This window comes from Bacillus sp. B.PNR1 (genome assembly GCF_030386235.1).
GTDB classification, from domain to species: domain Bacteria; phylum Bacillota; class Bacilli; order Bacillales; family Bacillaceae; genus Bacillus; species Bacillus stercoris.
Window position 1 is genome coordinate 814,370 of the sequence record NZ_JANYMN010000001.1, and the last position, 15,082, is coordinate 829,451.

At 44.0% G+C, this 15,082-nt stretch carries 19 protein-coding genes; 18 read left to right on the forward strand and 1 reads right to left on the reverse strand.

The genetic code is table 11. The annotated features are described in order from the left end of the window. The first annotated feature begins 45 nt into the window (after nt 1-45). The 8 genes from NZD81_RS04515 to ypjB all read left to right on the forward strand — a co-directional run bounded on the left by NZD81_RS04515 (nt 46) and on the right by ypjB (nt 6,119). A complete protein-coding gene (locus NZD81_RS04515) occupies nt 46-1,317 on the forward strand; it encodes a tetratricopeptide repeat protein (protein ID WP_282372490.1) in 1,272 nt (423 codons plus the stop codon). A gap of 71 nt (nt 1,318-1,388) precedes the next feature. Continuing rightward, nucleotides 1,389-1,928: a ReoY family proteolytic degradation factor gene (locus tag NZD81_RS04520; RefSeq protein WP_014664397.1), complete on the forward strand. Its 540-nt coding sequence runs from the start codon at nt 1,389-1,391 to the stop codon at nt 1,926-1,928. A gap of 54 nt (nt 1,929-1,982) precedes the next feature. Then, a complete protein-coding gene (locus tag NZD81_RS04525) occupies nt 1,983-2,429 on the forward strand; it encodes a YpiF family protein (RefSeq protein WP_014664396.1) in 447 nt (148 codons plus the stop codon). Nucleotides 2,430-2,571: 142 nt separating this feature from the next. After that, complete coding sequence (locus NZD81_RS04530; protein WP_004398062.1) at nt 2,572-3,075, forward strand: Rieske (2Fe-2S) protein; 504 nt, start codon at nt 2,572-2,574, stop codon at nt 3,073-3,075. A 1-nt stretch (nt 3,076) separates the two neighbouring features. Next, a complete protein-coding gene (qcrB, locus tag NZD81_RS04535; RefSeq protein WP_003225560.1) occupies nt 3,077-3,751 on the forward strand; it encodes a menaquinol-cytochrome c reductase cytochrome b subunit in 675 nt (224 codons plus the stop codon). A gap of 34 nt (nt 3,752-3,785) precedes the next feature. Continuing rightward, nucleotides 3,786-4,553: a menaquinol-cytochrome c reductase cytochrome b/c subunit gene (locus NZD81_RS04540; protein ID WP_014664395.1), complete on the forward strand. Its 768-nt coding sequence runs from the start codon at nt 3,786-3,788 to the stop codon at nt 4,551-4,553. 109 nt (nt 4,554-4,662) lie between these two features. Then, nucleotides 4,663-5,256, forward strand: a complete 594-nt coding sequence (gene lhaT, locus NZD81_RS04545; RefSeq protein ID WP_041521364.1) for a lipoprotein heptaprenylglyceryl N-acetyltransferase LhaT — start codon at nt 4,663-4,665, stop codon at nt 5,254-5,256. Nucleotides 5,257-5,324: 68 nt separating this feature from the next. Beyond that, nucleotides 5,325-6,119: a sporulation protein YpjB gene (ypjB, locus tag NZD81_RS04550; RefSeq protein ID WP_014664393.1), complete on the forward strand. Its 795-nt coding sequence runs from the start codon at nt 5,325-5,327 to the stop codon at nt 6,117-6,119. A gap of 40 nt (nt 6,120-6,159) precedes the next feature. On the opposite strand, the gene NZD81_RS04555 is transcribed toward ypjB, so the two are convergent. Continuing rightward, on the reverse strand, nt 6,160-7,032 hold the full coding sequence (locus NZD81_RS04555) for a YitT family protein (RefSeq protein ID WP_003230635.1): 873 nt from the start codon (nt 7,030-7,032) through the stop codon (nt 6,160-6,162). Nucleotides 7,033-7,172: 140 nt separating this feature from the next. Between NZD81_RS04555 and NZD81_RS04560 the strand changes: the two genes are divergently transcribed. The 10 genes from NZD81_RS04560 (at nt 7,173) to panD (ending at nt 15,071) form a co-directional block, all read left to right on the forward strand. After that, on the forward strand, nt 7,173-7,508 hold the full coding sequence (locus NZD81_RS04560) for a nucleotide pyrophosphohydrolase (protein ID WP_014664392.1): 336 nt from the start codon (nt 7,173-7,175) through the stop codon (nt 7,506-7,508). 11 nt (nt 7,509-7,519) lie between these two features. Continuing rightward, nucleotides 7,520-8,323, forward strand: a complete 804-nt coding sequence (dapB, locus tag NZD81_RS04565) for a 4-hydroxy-tetrahydrodipicolinate reductase (RefSeq protein WP_014664391.1) — start codon at nt 7,520-7,522, stop codon at nt 8,321-8,323. Nucleotides 8,324-8,338: 15 nt separating this feature from the next. Then, nucleotides 8,339-8,752 (forward strand): methylglyoxal synthase, encoded by a 414-nt coding sequence (gene mgsA / locus NZD81_RS04570; RefSeq protein ID WP_014664390.1) that lies wholly within the window; start codon nt 8,339-8,341, stop codon nt 8,750-8,752. Beyond that, nucleotides 8,745-9,455 carry a bacillithiol biosynthesis deacetylase BshB1 gene (gene bshB1 / locus NZD81_RS04575; RefSeq protein ID WP_282372482.1) on the forward strand — a complete coding sequence of 237 codons (711 nt, stop codon included), beginning with the start codon at nt 8,745-8,747 and terminating at the stop codon, nt 9,453-9,455. The genes mgsA and bshB1 overlap by 8 nt, the downstream gene beginning before the upstream one ends. Next, entirely contained in the window at nt 9,452-10,585 is a 1,134-nt protein-coding gene (gene bshA / locus NZD81_RS04580) for an N-acetyl-alpha-D-glucosaminyl L-malate synthase BshA (protein WP_282372480.1), read from the forward strand. The genes bshB1 and bshA overlap by 4 nt, the downstream gene beginning before the upstream one ends. A gap of 4 nt (nt 10,586-10,589) precedes the next feature. After that, complete coding sequence (locus tag NZD81_RS04585; protein WP_148343687.1) at nt 10,590-11,783, forward strand: CCA tRNA nucleotidyltransferase; 1,194 nt, start codon at nt 10,590-10,592, stop codon at nt 11,781-11,783. Then, nucleotides 11,768-12,745 (forward strand): biotin--[acetyl-CoA-carboxylase] ligase, encoded by a 978-nt coding sequence (locus NZD81_RS04590; RefSeq protein WP_103032260.1) that lies wholly within the window; start codon nt 11,768-11,770, stop codon nt 12,743-12,745. Before NZD81_RS04585 ends, NZD81_RS04590 begins: the two co-directional genes overlap by 16 nt. Before the next feature lie 245 nt (nt 12,746-12,990). Beyond that, nucleotides 12,991-13,824 carry a 3-methyl-2-oxobutanoate hydroxymethyltransferase gene (panB, locus tag NZD81_RS04595; RefSeq protein WP_136654144.1) on the forward strand — a complete coding sequence of 278 codons (834 nt, stop codon included), beginning with the start codon at nt 12,991-12,993 and terminating at the stop codon, nt 13,822-13,824. A 1-nt stretch (nt 13,825) separates the two neighbouring features. Next, complete coding sequence (gene panC / locus NZD81_RS04600) at nt 13,826-14,686, forward strand: pantoate--beta-alanine ligase (protein ID WP_014664384.1); 861 nt, start codon at nt 13,826-13,828, stop codon at nt 14,684-14,686. A gap of 1 nt (nt 14,687) precedes the next feature. Then, entirely contained in the window at nt 14,688-15,071 is a 384-nt protein-coding gene (gene panD, locus NZD81_RS04605) for an aspartate 1-decarboxylase (RefSeq protein ID WP_014664383.1), read from the forward strand. Nucleotides 15,072-15,082: the final 11 nt, after the last annotated feature.

Consider the following 15,082-nt stretch of genomic DNA (forward strand, 5'->3'; position numbering starts at 1 on the left):
TTTGTATGGTTGATGTTGTATAGGAAAAGAAAGGACCGGTCCGATTTGAATACATTAATTCAAGAAGCCATAAAATTAGTTGAAGCAGGTGAAACAGAAAAAGGTCTCAATACGCTCTCGAAAGCCGAAAAACAGCTGCATGATGAAGATAAAGCGATTGCAGCCCAGCTTTATTACGAGTGGGGCGATGTAGAAAAAGCCATTTCACTGATTAGTGATTTACATGATTTATACCCAAATGAAACAGAACTGACGAATTTCTACGCTGAACTTTTAATAGATATTGACGAAGAAGAAAAAGCTCTTGCTGTGCTGGAGACTATTCCGGAAACAGATCCATCATATCCGGAAAGTTTGCTGCTTATGGCGGATCTTTATCAGATGCAGGGATTATTCGAAGTCAGTGAACAAAAGCTTTTACAGGCAAAGTCCATTCTGGCCAATGAACCCGTTATTGATTTTGCACTGGGGGAACTTTACTTTACTCAGGGAGCCTATGCAAAAGCGGTTCAATATTTTAAAACAACGGCTGAGGAGAAGAGTGAGATCGGAGGCGTTAATGTCCATCAAAGACTGGCAGAATCGTTAAGTGCCTCAGGTGAATTTGAGGATGCCATTCCATGGTACGAGAAAGCTGTTGATGAGAGTCCTGATCCTAATACGATTTTCGGCTATGGGTTTACAGCCTTACATGCGGGGCTTGTAAAAACGGCTATTAAGCAGCTGTCTGATTTAAAGGAGCTTGATCCATCTTATTCTTCACTGTATATGCCGCTCTCAAAAAGCTATGAAGCTGAAGGAATGTATGAAGAGGCATTAAAAACGGCAAAAGAGGGTATCAGATTTGATGAATATAACAAAGAACTTTTCCTTTATGCCGCTAAAATGGCCCTGAAAATCGGGAAGTCAGAAGAGGGGAAAAAGCTGCTTCAGGAGGCGCTTGCGCTTGATCCGGGATTCGTCGAAGCGCTTCATACACTTCTTGCCGTGTATCATAAAGAAGAGGATTATGAACAGATCATTGATCTTATTCAAGAGGTTCGCAGCTACGGTGAAGAAGATCCGAAATACAATTGGTATCTTGCAAGCGCATATACTGAATTAGAGCAATACGAGGAAGCAAAACAATCCTTTGAGGCTGCCTATCTTCATTACCGGGAGGATAGAGATTTCTTATATGAATACGCAAGCTTCCTATTAGAAGAAGGCCTTCAAAAAGAAGCGCTGCCGCTTTTGAAAAAGGTTCTTGAAATGGACGGAGCCAATGAAGAGCTGGAAGAAACGATTTTGCGAATCGAGGATGAATTTTCGAGATAAGCAGGAATATTAACCGTTCATGTGGAACATATAAGTATATAGATTATACGAACGATAGAGGAGGGAATTACATGCAGACCCCTGTTTCTGTCAATGAGAAAAAGGATTTTATCCGTTGGTTTTTAAACCATTATCAGTTAAAGCGCCGAGAGTGCGTTTGGATCTTGAACTACTTAATGAGCCATGATTCTCTCATGGAGAAGGTTCATTTTGTGGAGCAGGCTGAATTTTGCCCGAGAGGCATTATAATGTCAACACATTGTGTTGAAGAAGTTCCGTTTCGGTTCTATAAAGAGAATGTCATGACTACCGACGCGGAAAAATCTTTTCATGATATTAGATTAAATAAACAGCAGGATTTGTTTATCCAGCTTAATTTCCGTTCGGCCTACAGCTCACCTGAGTATGCGGCGGTGCTGGAGTCCAATCCGCATATGCCGAAAGATCTTTTTGAGAATAAAAAAGACCAGGGGTTGGCGGAACAGATTTTGGAGCACGCCATTTCCACATTCCAAAGAGAAAAATTATTAAAAGACATTGACGACGCGTTAGATCGTCATGATAAAGAAGCATTTGAACAATTATCGCGCCAATTGAATCAGCTCACATAATATGACCAGCCTTGCAGCGTATTGCAAGGCTTGTTGCCGTAAAGGGGGAGAACAATGAGGTGGAGAATCACTGATGCCAAGGACTATTTACAAGCTAAGGATTACATTGATACCGCTGTCATTCCATTAATTAACATAAAGGTGGATAACCATTTTAAAATGGCGGCGGAGAAAGGCGAGTTTACACAGCTTCTCTCAGAGGAATTGGAAAGGCAGTTAAAGGGACGGGTATATTTACTGCCTCCTTATACATATGTTGATAGAAATGACATAACCGTTCAAGGGCTTAAGGATTTGCGGGAAGAGCTGCTAACGGAATTTCCGCATGTTGTCCTGCTCACATCTGACGAAAATTGGAGAACTGAGGATACGTTAGGCAAAATGATTGTTACACCGTCTGTTCCATTAGAGCATTTAAATGACTCTTTAAAAAGAAAAATATTGGATGAACGCACTGCTGAAATTTTGAACGTTTTGTTACAGTTATGGAGCACTTCATAAAAACACTTACATTTCCTCATAAACAATATTTTGGCTATATTGACCTTGCTGAGAGATTCATATATTATGAGGGTGTCTAGAGTTATTGCAATATTTTCTATTTTAGTCAGTTTGCAGGGGTGACCTAGAGGGGGGAGAAGAGATGGGCGGAAAACATGATATATCCAGACGTCAATTTTTGAATTATACGCTCACAGGCGTAGGAGGTTTTATGGCGGCTAGTATGCTCATGCCTATGGTTCGCTTTGCACTCGACCCGGTATTAAAATCGACAGGGAAGCAGGACATGGTTCAGGTTGTCAGTGTTGATGAGTTGACAAAAGAGCCGCAGCGCTTTGATTTCAAAATTAATCAAGTCGATGCCTGGTATGAGTCCGAAGAGTCAAGATCAGCCTGGGTCTTCAAAAACGGGGATGAAATTGTAGCACTTTCGCCAATTTGTAAACATTTAGGGTGTACGGTGAACTGGAATAGTGATCCTAAAAACCCGAATAAATTCTTTTGTCCATGCCATTACGGACTCTATGAAAAGGACGGCACCAATGTCCCTGGCACGCCGCCGCTTTCGCCTCTTGATCATTACGAGCAAGAAGTAAAAGACGGCTTCCTGTATCTTGGAAAAGCAAAGCCTAAGGGGGAAGGGTGACATGCTGAACAAAATTTATGACTGGGTAGACGAGCGGCTTGATATTACACCGATGTGGAGGGATATTGCCGATCACGAAGTACCGGAACATGTGAATCCCGCCCATCATTTCTCTGCGTTTGTGTATTGCTTTGGGGGACTGACGTTTTTTGTAACCGTTATCCAAGTATTATCTGGAATGTTTTTAACGATGTATTATGTGCCTGATATCAAAAATGCCTGGGAATCGGTATATTATTTGCAAAATGAAGTGGCATTCGGCCAGATTGTCAGGGGGATGCACCATTGGGGTGCGAGCTTGGTCATTGTGATGATGTTTTTACATACGCTGAGGGTCTTTTTCCAAGGCGCGTACAAAAAGCCGCGCGAGCTGAACTGGATTGTCGGTGTGCTGATCTTTTTTGTCATGCTCGGTCTTGGTTTTACAGGCTACTTGCTTCCTTGGGATATGAAGGCACTGTTTGCAACAAAAGTCGGGCTGCAGATCGCCGAAGCCACACCTTTGATCGGGACGCAAGTTAAAACGCTCCTTGCAGGGCATCCGGATATTGTAGGCGCCCAAACGCTGACTAGGTTTTTTGCGATCCATGTATTCTTTCTTCCTGCCGCATTGTTCGGGCTGATGGCTGCACATTTTATTATGATCCGGAAGCAGGGGATTTCAGGACCGCTTTAAACTCTTGATCTGCGAATAAAAGGGAGGGAATGACATGCACCGGGGCAAAGGGATGAAATTTGTAGGCGACTCAAGGATACCGGCTGAAAAAAAGCCGAATATACCGAAGGATTATTCGGAGTATCCCGGTAAAACAGAGGCTTTCTGGCCAAATTTCTTGTTAAAGGAATGGATGGTTGGAGCTGTCTTTCTCATCGGTTTTCTTGTTTTGACGATTGTGCATCAGCCGCCTTTAGAGCGGATGGCTGACCCGACTGATACTGGTTATATTCCGCTGCCGGATTGGTATTTTCTTTTCTTATACCAGCTGTTGAAGTATGAATACGCCGCCGGAAGCTTTACAGTGGTCGGCGCCATGATTATGCCAGGTCTCGCTTTTGGAGCCCTGCTTTTGGCTCCATTCTTAGACAGAGGGGCAGAAAGAAGGCCGTGGAAGCGTCCGGTCGCTGTCGGTATGATGCTTCTGGCCATTTCCGCTGCTGTATTTTTGACGTGGCAGTCAGTTGCTACTCATGACTGGGCCAAGGCAGAGGAACAGGGGAAAATCACAAAAGAGGCCGACATTGACACCAATACAGAAGGATATAAGATTTTTAAGGAACAAGGCTGTATTTCTTGCCATGGAGATAACCTTCAGGGAGGAGCGGCTGGACCTTCATTGGTTGACAGCGGACTGAAACCGGAAGAAATCAAAAAGATCGCTGTAGAAGGGAAAGGCAAAATGCCGGCGGGTGTGTTCAAAGGAAATGATAAGCAGCTCGAAGAACTTGCGAAATTTATTTCTGAAACAACCGCAAAATAACGTATTGTGAATTGTCAAATGGAAGGATATACTTTTAATATCAAAAGCTGACCTGGCGTCAGCTTTTTTATATGGACACATTATTTTTACAGACTGAGAGTTGATTGATGTGAAATGGTTTCAATATGTATTAGGACAGAGGCCGATGCTTTTTCTTGTCTTAGCCATTAATTTTCTGGGAACGGTTTACGGCTACTATTGGTACTTGCCGCAGCTCCTGGAGACACCGGCCCGTTTCCTGGTTTTTGTTCCAGATAGTCCGACAGCAACGTTTTTCTTTCTGTTTGTGCTGCTTGCCTTTATCATGAAACGGAATGCTCCGCTCTTTGAAGCGCTTGCGCTAGTTACTCTCGTAAAGTATGGCCTATGGGCGGTCGCTATGAATTTTCTTGTGCTTGCAGTAACTGGTGACTTGCCTTGGGAGGGCTACATGCTAATTGCTTCGCATTTTGCAATGGCAGTGCAAGGCGTATTATACAGTCCGTATTTTCGTTTTTCATTTTGGCATCTTGCAATTGCTGCAGTCTGGACACTGCATAACGATGTCATTGACTACTTGTTTGATATGATGCCGCAGTACTCTATGCTTTCTAATTATATGACTGAAATAGGGTACGGAACATTTTGGCTAAGCATCTTTTCAATCGGGCTTGCTTACTTCCTTGTGATCTCGAAAAAGCAAACGAAGCTTAAGCTGATGTAAAGACAATGTTGGTCTATCCTTGTCCCTTTCTTCATATTCTGTAAGGAGAGAGAGTGGGAGGGACCTGCATGAAACGAAAGCTGACGATCTGTTTGTTGATTGCTCTTATTTTTTATAATGGAAATGCCAAGGCTGCAGAGCGGGGAAGCCTCGAGGAATTGAATGATTTATCCGATACGGTCTTTCAAATGACCCGTCAGTCGAAATATGAAGAGGCGCTGCAAGTCCTGGGTTATTTTGAAAAAACATTAAAATCCGCTGAGAAAAAACAGCAAGACTCCATGCTAACAGGAGCCCAAATCCGTCAAATCACACTGGGCTATAATGATATGGTTCGAAGTTTAAAGCAGGCTGATACATCAGACACGCAAAAACTCAGAGCAGCCGCGCAGTTCAGAATGCTGATGGATGCGGTTGACAACCGGTCTGACCCACTTTGGGGTTCACTGGAAAAACCGATTATGGAAGCCTTTACTGAGCTGAAGCGAGATGTCCAAAAGAATGAAGGCACTAGCTTCCATGAAAAATGGAATGAATTTATCAGTTTATATGATTTGATTTACCCAAGTCTTACAATCGATGTATCAGAGGAAAAGCTGGAAACAGTCGGAAAACATATAGATGTGATTGAACAAGGGGAATTTCAACAAATGACAGAGAGCACGAAGCTTGAACGGCTTTCCCTTCTTCAGCATGACCTGAAAAATTTGTTTGACAGGGCGGAGGAGGATGATGCCGATCCGTCTTTACTCTGGGTGATGATTACAACCGGCAGTATCATCATTACAGCTCTCACCTATGTCGGCTACAGAAAGTACAAGGCGGAAAAAAACAAGCTGAAAAAACGGGACTACCCTAAATAAGGATGAGGGGCGGCGTCAGCCGCCTTTTTTCTATTACATGTCAGCGTGGAAGCGGATTTTTATTTTCATCAAGCGTAAATCCTTCTCCGAGCACATCGTGGACATCGCTTACCGCTACAAAGGCATGAGGGTCAATGGAGTTAATCACGCTTTTCAGCATCACCAATTCGTTTTTCGGCACCACACAATAAAGTACATCTATATCCTCTTTTGTGTAGGAACCTTGTCCTTTCAAAATAGTGACGCCCCGTTCCATTTCTTCAAGGATCTTTTTCTGAATCAGGTCGTTTTTCGAAGAGATGATCGTAGCGCCTTTAGCAGCGTAGCCGCCTTCCTGAATAAAATCGATTAATCTTGCCGCTACAAATACAGCTACCAGCGTATACATCGCTTCTTTATAGGAGAGATAAGTAAGCAAAGACAAAATGATGACGCAGGCATCGAAAGCAAACATCGTTCTGCCCATCGGGATTCCAAAATACTTATTCACTAAACGTGCGATGATATCAACACCGCCTGTCGTACCGCCGAACTTGAAAATAATTCCCAGTCCGGCTCCAATGAATACGCCGGCAAATAAAGCGGCGAGCGCTAAGTCGTGCTGAAGGGGCATATGGATTTCATATCGCTGAAAGATGCTGAGGAACAAAGACAAGGCCACAGTGCCGACAAGGGTATAAACAAACATTGTCCTGCCGAGCAAACGCCAGCCAATAAAAAAAATCGGAATGTTTAACACTAGGTTCGAGATAGAGGGGCTGATGTGGAAAAGAGCATAAAGCAAAAGTGTAATACCTGTAAAACCGCCCTCAGCCAGATTGTTTTGCATATTGAAATGAACCAAGCCAAATGAAAAAATTGCCGCTCCGATTAAAATGAAAAATATGTTTTTTAATCTAATTTCTCCAAGCATCACACAAAACCCCTTTTCCTTCCATTAGATAGCGTTTATATTATAGTGGATGAAAAAGAAAACAGCAAACGTGCTTAAACATTTGTCAAACGTATCTGAATTAGCTAACATGTAAGAGGATGATAGGAGGTTTCGTTTCAGTGAGTGATAAAACAATGAAAGACATACAGGCTGAAGTAGACCGTTACATCGGCCAGTTTAAAGAAGGATATTTCAGCCCGCTAGCCATGGTGGCAAGGCTGACTGAAGAACTGGGCGAACTTGCCAGAGAAGTCAATCACCGCTACGGAGAAAAACCAAAAAAAGCGACTGAAGACGATAAAAGCATGGAAGAGGAAATGGGCGATGTGCTATTTGTATTGGTTTGTTTAGCCAACTCTCTTGATATCTCTTTAGAGGAAGCCCACGACCGAGTCATGCATAAATTTAATACAAGAGATAAAGATCGCTGGACCAGAAAAGAAGAAGGAAAGTAGAGGAGATCAAGATGTCAAACGAAACAATTAAAGTAGTCATTGCAGGGCCGCGTGGAAGAATGGGGCAGGAAGCTGTTAAATTGGCAGAACGAACCCCTCATTTTGACCTTGTCGGTGCTATAGACCATACATACGATCAGCAAAAATTATCTGATGTGATGCCTGTTGAGTCAGATGCTTTAATTTACACAGATATCCATGCCTGCTTTACAGAAACACAACCGGATGTCTTGATTGATTTAACAACGCCTGAAATCGGAAAAGTACATACAAAAATCGCATTAGAGCACGGCGTCCGTCCAGTTGTCGGAACAACCGGTTTCTCAGAAGCTGATTTAAAAGAGCTCACGTCCTTAACAGAAGAAAAGGGGATCGGAGCCATCATTGCTCCAAACTTTGCGCTGGGCGCGGTGCTGATGATGAAATTTTCAAAAATGGCTGCCAACTATTTTGAAGATGTAGAGATTATTGAGCTTCATCATGACCAGAAGCTTGACGCACCAAGCGGAACTGCGCTTAAAACAGCGGAAATGATTTCAGAAGTCCGTAAAGAAAAGCAGCAAGGACATCCAGATGAAAAAGAAATTCTCCCAGGAGCTAGAGGAGCGGAGCAAAACGGTATTCGCTTGCACAGCGTCCGTCTTCCAGGGCTGATCGCACATCAAGAGGTCATGTTCGGCATGGATGGCCAAACGCTTCAGATCCGACACGATTCTTATAATCGCGCTTCTTTCATGTCAGGCGTTAAGCTGTCAGTCGAACAAGTCATGAAGATTGATCAGCTTGTGTACGGACTAGAAAATATCATTGATTAGACGGGGGGAGAAACGATGAAAATTGCTTTAATCGCGCATGACAAGAAAAAACAGGATATGGTTCAATTTACGACTGCCTATCGGGATATTTTGAAGCATCATGATCTGTACGCGACCGGAACCACAGGGTTGAAAATTCAAGAGGCGACAGGCCTTCAAATTGAACGTTTTCAATCCGGTCCTCTAGGGGGAGACCAGCAAATCGGAGCACTGATCGCAGCTAATGCACTCGATCTTGTCATTTTTTTGCGCGACCCGCTGACCGCCCAGCCGCATGAACCGGATGTCTCGGCATTAATTCGGTTGTGTGATGTGTATTCCATTCCGCTCGCCACAAATATGGGTACTGCGGAAATTCTTGTCCGGACACTTGATGAAGGTGTTTTCGAATTCCGCGACCTTCTTCGGGGAGAAGAGCCGAATGTATAATGCTGACGTTCTTGCTTTCGGCGCCCACAGTGATGATGTCGAGATCGGAATGGGTGGCACAATAGCGAAGTTTGTCAAACAGGGAAAAAAAGTAATGATATGCGATTTGACAGAAGCGGAACTCTCTTCTAACGGTACGGTCAGTTTGCGTAGAGAAGAAGCAGCTGAAGCAGCACGCATATTAGGCGCAGATAAAAGAATTCAGCTGACGCTTCCGGACCGCGGCCTAATGATGAGCGATCAGGCAATTCGGTCGATTGTTACAGTGATCAGAACCAACCGGCCAAAAGCGGTTTTTATGCCGTATAAAAAGGATCGCCATCCGGATCACGGCAATGCGGCTGCACTGGTGGAAGAAGCAATTTTTTCCGCTGGAATCCATAAATATAAAGACGAAAAAAACCTTCCGGCGCATAAAGTCAGCAAGGTTTACTATTATATGATAAATGGTTTTCATCAGCCGGATTTTGTCATTGATATCTCGGATACAATAGAGGCAAAAAAACAAAGCCTCAATGCCTATAAAAGCCAGTTTATCCCGTCAAAGGATTCAGTTTCTACTCCACTGACGAATGGTTATATCGAGATCGTCGAAGCGAGAGAAAAGCTTTACGGTAAAGAAGCGGGCGTGGAGTATGCCGAAGGTTTCTTTTCCAAACGGATGCTGATGCTAGATCATGATGTTCTTGGGGGCGAACAATGAAAAAACTAAAAATAGGGATCACATGCTATCCGAGCGTCGGAGGCTCAGGTATCATTGCGACAGAACTGGGGAAGCAGCTTGCTGAAAAGGGACATGAAATCCATTTCATCACATCAAGCATTCCGTTTAGACTGAATACATATCATCCCAATATTCATTTTCATGAAGTTGAGGTTAATCAATATGCTGTTTTCAAGTATCCTCCGTATGATTTGACATTGGCAAGCAAAATCGCTGAGGTGGCGGAGCGGGAGAATTTAGACATTATCCATGCTCACTATGCTCTCCCGCATGCTGTTTGCGCCTATCTTGCAAAACAGATGCTGAAACGCAATATCGGCATCGTCACAACTTTGCACGGCACGGATATCACGGTATTAGGTTATGACCCGTCTCTAAAAGATCTGATCCGTTTTGCCATCGAGTCATCAGACAGGGTAACTGCCGTCTCTTCAGCGCTTGCAGCTGAAACATATGATTTAATTAAACCGGAGAAAAAAATCGAAACGATTTATAACTTTATAGACGAGCGCGTGTATCTGAAGAAAAACACAACAACAATTAAAGAGAAACATGGAATCTTACCAGATGAAAAAGTCGTCATCCATGTGTCCAACTTCAGAAAGGTCAAACGCGTGCAGGATGTCATTCGTGTGTTCCGTAATATCGCCGGTAAAACGAAAGCGAAGCTGCTTTTAGTCGGAGACGGTCCGGAAAAATCGACAGCCTGCGAGCTTATCAGAAAATATGGCTTGGAAGACCAAGTCTTAATGCTTGGTAATCAAGACCGTGTTGAAGAACTTTATTCTATTAGCGATTTGAAGCTGCTGCTGTCTGAAAAAGAAAGTTTTGGCCTTGTCCTTCTGGAAGCGATGGCTTGCGGGGTGCCTTGTATCGGAACGAACATTGGCGGTATCCCGGAGGTTATTAAAAACAATGTGAGCGGATTTTTGGTGGATGTCGGTGATGTTGCAGGCGCAACAGCCCGCGCGATTAGCATTTTAGAAGATGAACAGCTAAGCAGTCGTTTTACAAAGGCGGCAATAGAGATGCTTGAAAATGAATTTTCCTCCAAGAAAATTGTCAGTCAGTATGAACAGATTTATGCCGATTTAGCAGAACCGGAGTGATCACATGGAAAAAGTTTTTGTCAAAGCACTTCCCGTGCTCCGCACCTTAATCGAAGCGGGCCATCAAGCTTATTTTGTCGGGGGCGCAGTTCGTGACAGTTATATGAAACGAACGATCGGAGATGTCGATATCGCGACAGATGCGGCACCTGATCAAGTAGAACGGCTGTTTCAGCGGACTGTTGATGTAGGCAAAGAGCACGGGACCATCATTGTGCTCTGGGAAGATGAAACCTATGAAGTCACGACATTCCGGACTGAGTCTGATTACGTGGATTACAGAAGACCGTCAGAAGTGCAATTTATCTCATCATTAGAAGAGGATTTAAAACGCAGAGATTTGACGATCAATGCGATGGCCATGACAGCGGACGGGAAGGTGCTTGATTATTTTGGCGGAAGGAAAGATATTGATCAGAAAGTGATTCGAACCGTTGGAAAGCCCGAGGACAGATTTCAAGAAGATGCGCTTCGTATGCTGAGAGCCGTCCGCTTTATGAGCCAGCTTGGCTTTACGCTTTCACCGGAAACAGAAAAAGCCATTTCGATAGAAAAATCTCTCCTCTCCCATGTTTCAGTCGAACGAAAAACAATAGAGTTCGAGAAATTGCTGCAGGGAAGAGCTTCCCGCCAGGCGCTTCAAACGCTTATTCAAACGAGGCTGTATGAAGAGCTGCCTGGTTTGTATCATAAACGAGAAAACCTGATTTCAGCGAGTGAGTTTCCATTCTTCTCTTTAACATCACGTGAGGAGCTTTGGGCAGCTCTTTTAATTGACCTCGACATCGTCTTGAAAGACGCGCCCCTTTTCCTGACAGCCTGGAAGCTCCCGGGAAAAGTGATGAAGGAAGCCATTCACATTGCCGATACGTTTGGCCAGAGCCTTGACGCAATGTCAATGTACAGAGCTGGGGAAAAATCACTGCTCTCAGCGGCCAAAATATCGCAGCTGCGGCAAAACAAAACACTGGATGAAAAAAAACTGAAGGACATTCAATACGCTTATCAAAACCTGCCGATCAAAAGCCTTAAGGATCTTGATATCACAGGTAAGGATTTGCTTGCGCTTCGAAACCGGCCGGCCGGAAAATGGGTGTCGGAAGAATTACAGAGGATCGAGCAGGCTGTTGTGACAGGAAAGCTCTCCAATCAAAAGAAACACATAGAGGAGTGGCTGAAGACATGCGGTCAACATTAAGAAAAGACCTTATTGAATTATTTGCTCAGGCCGGCAAAGAATTTATTTCCGGCCAAAAAATCAGTGATGCACTCGGCTGTTCTAGAACTGCTGTATGGAAGCATATTGAAGAGCTTCGAAAAGAGGGCTATGAAGTAGAAGCCGTAAGAAGAAAAGGATATCGGCTCATCAAAAAGCCCGGGAAACTCAGTGAAAGTGAAATTCGCTTTGGATTAAAAACGGACATGATGGGGCAGCATCTTATTTATCATGACGTTCTTTCAAGCACCCAAAAAACGGCTCATGAGCTTGCGAATAATAATGCACCGGAAGGCACCCTCGTGGTGGCTGACAAACAAACAGCCGGAAGGGGCCGAATGTCTAGGGTATGGCATTCTCAAGAAGGAAACGGCATTTGGATGAGCCTGATTTTGCGGCCAGACATCCCGCTCCAAAAAACACCCCAGCTCACACTGCTTGCTGCAGTAGCTGTTGTGCAGGGAATAGAAGAGGCGGCAGGCATCCAAACGGATATTAAATGGCCTAATGATATTTTAATTAACGGAAAAAAAACAGTCGGCATCCTAACAGAAATGCAGGCTGAAGAAGACCGCGTACGTTCAGTGATCATTGGAATCGGCATTAACGTTAACCAGCAGCCCGATGATTTTCCAGATGAATTGAAGGACATCGCGACAAGCCTCAGCCAAGCCGCTGGAGAAAAAGTCGATCGGGCTGGCGTCATCCAGCAAATTTTACTTTGCTTTGAGAAACGGTACCGGGATTATATGACACACGGATTTACGCCGATTAAGCTTTTATGGGAAAGCTATGCGCTCGGAATTGGCGCTAATATGAGAGCAAGAACGTTAAACGGAACCTTTTACGGGAAGGCGTTAGGTATAGATGATGAAGGCGTTCTGCTTTTAGAAACGAATGAAGGCATGAAAAAAATCTATTCTGCCGATATTGAATTGGGCTAATGTGTTGGTACAAGCCCGTTGATTTTGGTATACTTCCATTGGGCAGTATCGCCTGCGAACTGCACCTATTATTAAAATAGATAGACATTGCAGCAGTCTGCCTTGATCCAAAAAAGGACTGGGACAGAGGGATGAAACTCGCCGAACTTTAGAAAGTGAAGGATCCTTCTCGTTGTAACGGAAGGTTTTTTGGCTTGCAGAAGAAAACGGCAGCTCATCTCCTCTAAACATGAGGAGGAGAAAACATGAAAACAAAACTGGATTTTCTAAAAATGAAGGAGTCTGAAGAACCGATCGTCATGCTGACCGCTTATGATTATCCGGCAGCTAAACTTGCTGAACAAGCGGGAGTTGACATGATTTTAGTCGGTGATTCACTCGGAATGGTCGTTCTCGGCCTTGATTCAACTGTCGGTGTGACAGTAGCGGACATGATTCATCATACAAAAGCCGTTAAAAGGGGTGCGCCGAATACCTTTATTGTGACAGATATGCCGTTTATGTCTTATCACCTTTCCAAGGAAGATACGCTGAAAAATGCAGCGGCTATCGTTCAGGAAAGCGGAGCAGACGCACTAAAGCTTGAGGGCGGAGAAGGCGTGTTTGAATCCATTCGCGCATTAACGCTTGGAGGCATTCCAGTGGTGAGCCACTTAGGTTTAACTCCGCAGTCAGTCGGCGTATTGGGTGGATATAAAGTACAGGGCAAAGATGAACAAAGCGCCAAAAAATTAATAGAAGACAGTATAAAATGCGAAGAGGCAGGAGCTATGATGCTTGTGCTGGAATGTGTACCGGCGGAACTAACAGCCAAAATTGCCGAGACGCTAAGCATCCCGGTCATCGGAATCGGGGCTGGTGTGAAAGCGGACGGACAAGTTCTCGTTTATCATGATATAATCGGCCACGGTGTTGAGAGAACACCTAAATTCGTAAAGCAATATACGCGCATTGATGAAACCATCGATACAGCAATCAGCGGATATGTTCAGGATGTACGACATCGTGCTTTCCCTGAACAAAAGCATTCCTTTCAAATGAACCAGACAGTTCTGAACGGCTTGTACGGGGGAAAATAAAATGAGACAGATTACTGATATTTCACAGCTGAAAGAAGCGATAAAACAATACCAATCGGAGGGCAGGTCAATCGGATTTGTTCCGACGATGGGGTTTCTGCATGAGGGGCATTTAACCTTAGCAGACAAAGCTAGACAAGAAAACGACACTGTTATTATGAGTATTTTTGTCAATCCTGCACAATTCGGCCCTAATGAAGATTTTGAAGCATATCCACGCGATATTGAGCGGGATGCAGCTCTTGCGGAAAACGCGGGAGTCGATATTCTTTTTACGCCGGATGCTCATGATATGTATCCCGGTGAAAAGAATGTCACGATTCATGTAGAAAGACGCACAGACGTGTTATGTGGGCGCTCAAGAGAGGGACATTTTGACGGTGTTGCGATCGTACTGACGAAGCTGTTCAATCTTGTTCAGCCGACCCGTGCCTATTTCGGTTTAAAGGATGCGCAGCAGGTAGCTGTTGTTGATGGCTTAATCAGCGACTTTTTCATGGATATTGAATTGGTTGCTGTCGATACGGTGAGAGAGGAAGACGGCTTAGCCAAAAGCTCCCGCAATGTATACTTAACAGCTGAGGAAAGAAAGGAAGCGCCTAAGCTGTATCGGGCCCTGCAAACCAGTGCGGAGCTGATCCAAGCCGGTGAAAGAGACCCGGAAGCGGTGATAAAAGCTGCAAAAGAAATCATTGAAACGACAAGCGGAGCGATAGATTATATAGAGCTTTATTCCTATCCGGAACTCGAACCTGTGAATGAAATTGCCGGAAAGATGATTCTCGCTGTTGCAGTTGCTTTTTCAAAAGCGCGTTTAATAGATAATATCATTATTGATATTCGAGAAATGGAGAGAATATAATATGTATCGAACAATGATGAGCGGCAAGCTTCACAGGGCAACTGTTACGGAAGCAAACCTGAACTATGTGGGAAGCATTACAATTGATGAAGATCTCATTGATGCGGTGGGAATGCTTCCTAATGAAAAAGTGCAAATTGTGAATAATAATAATGGAGCACGTCTTGAAACGTATATTATTCCTGGTAAACGGGGAAGCGGCGTCATATGCTTAAACGGTGCAGCCGCACGCCTTGTGCAGGAAGGAGATAAGGTTATTATTATTTCCTACAAAATGATGTCTGATCAAGAAGCGGAAAGCCACGAGCCAAAAGTGGCTGTTCTCAATGATCAAAACAAAATTGAACAAATGCTGGGGAACGAACCAGCCCGTACAATTTTGTAGAAGAAAAGCCC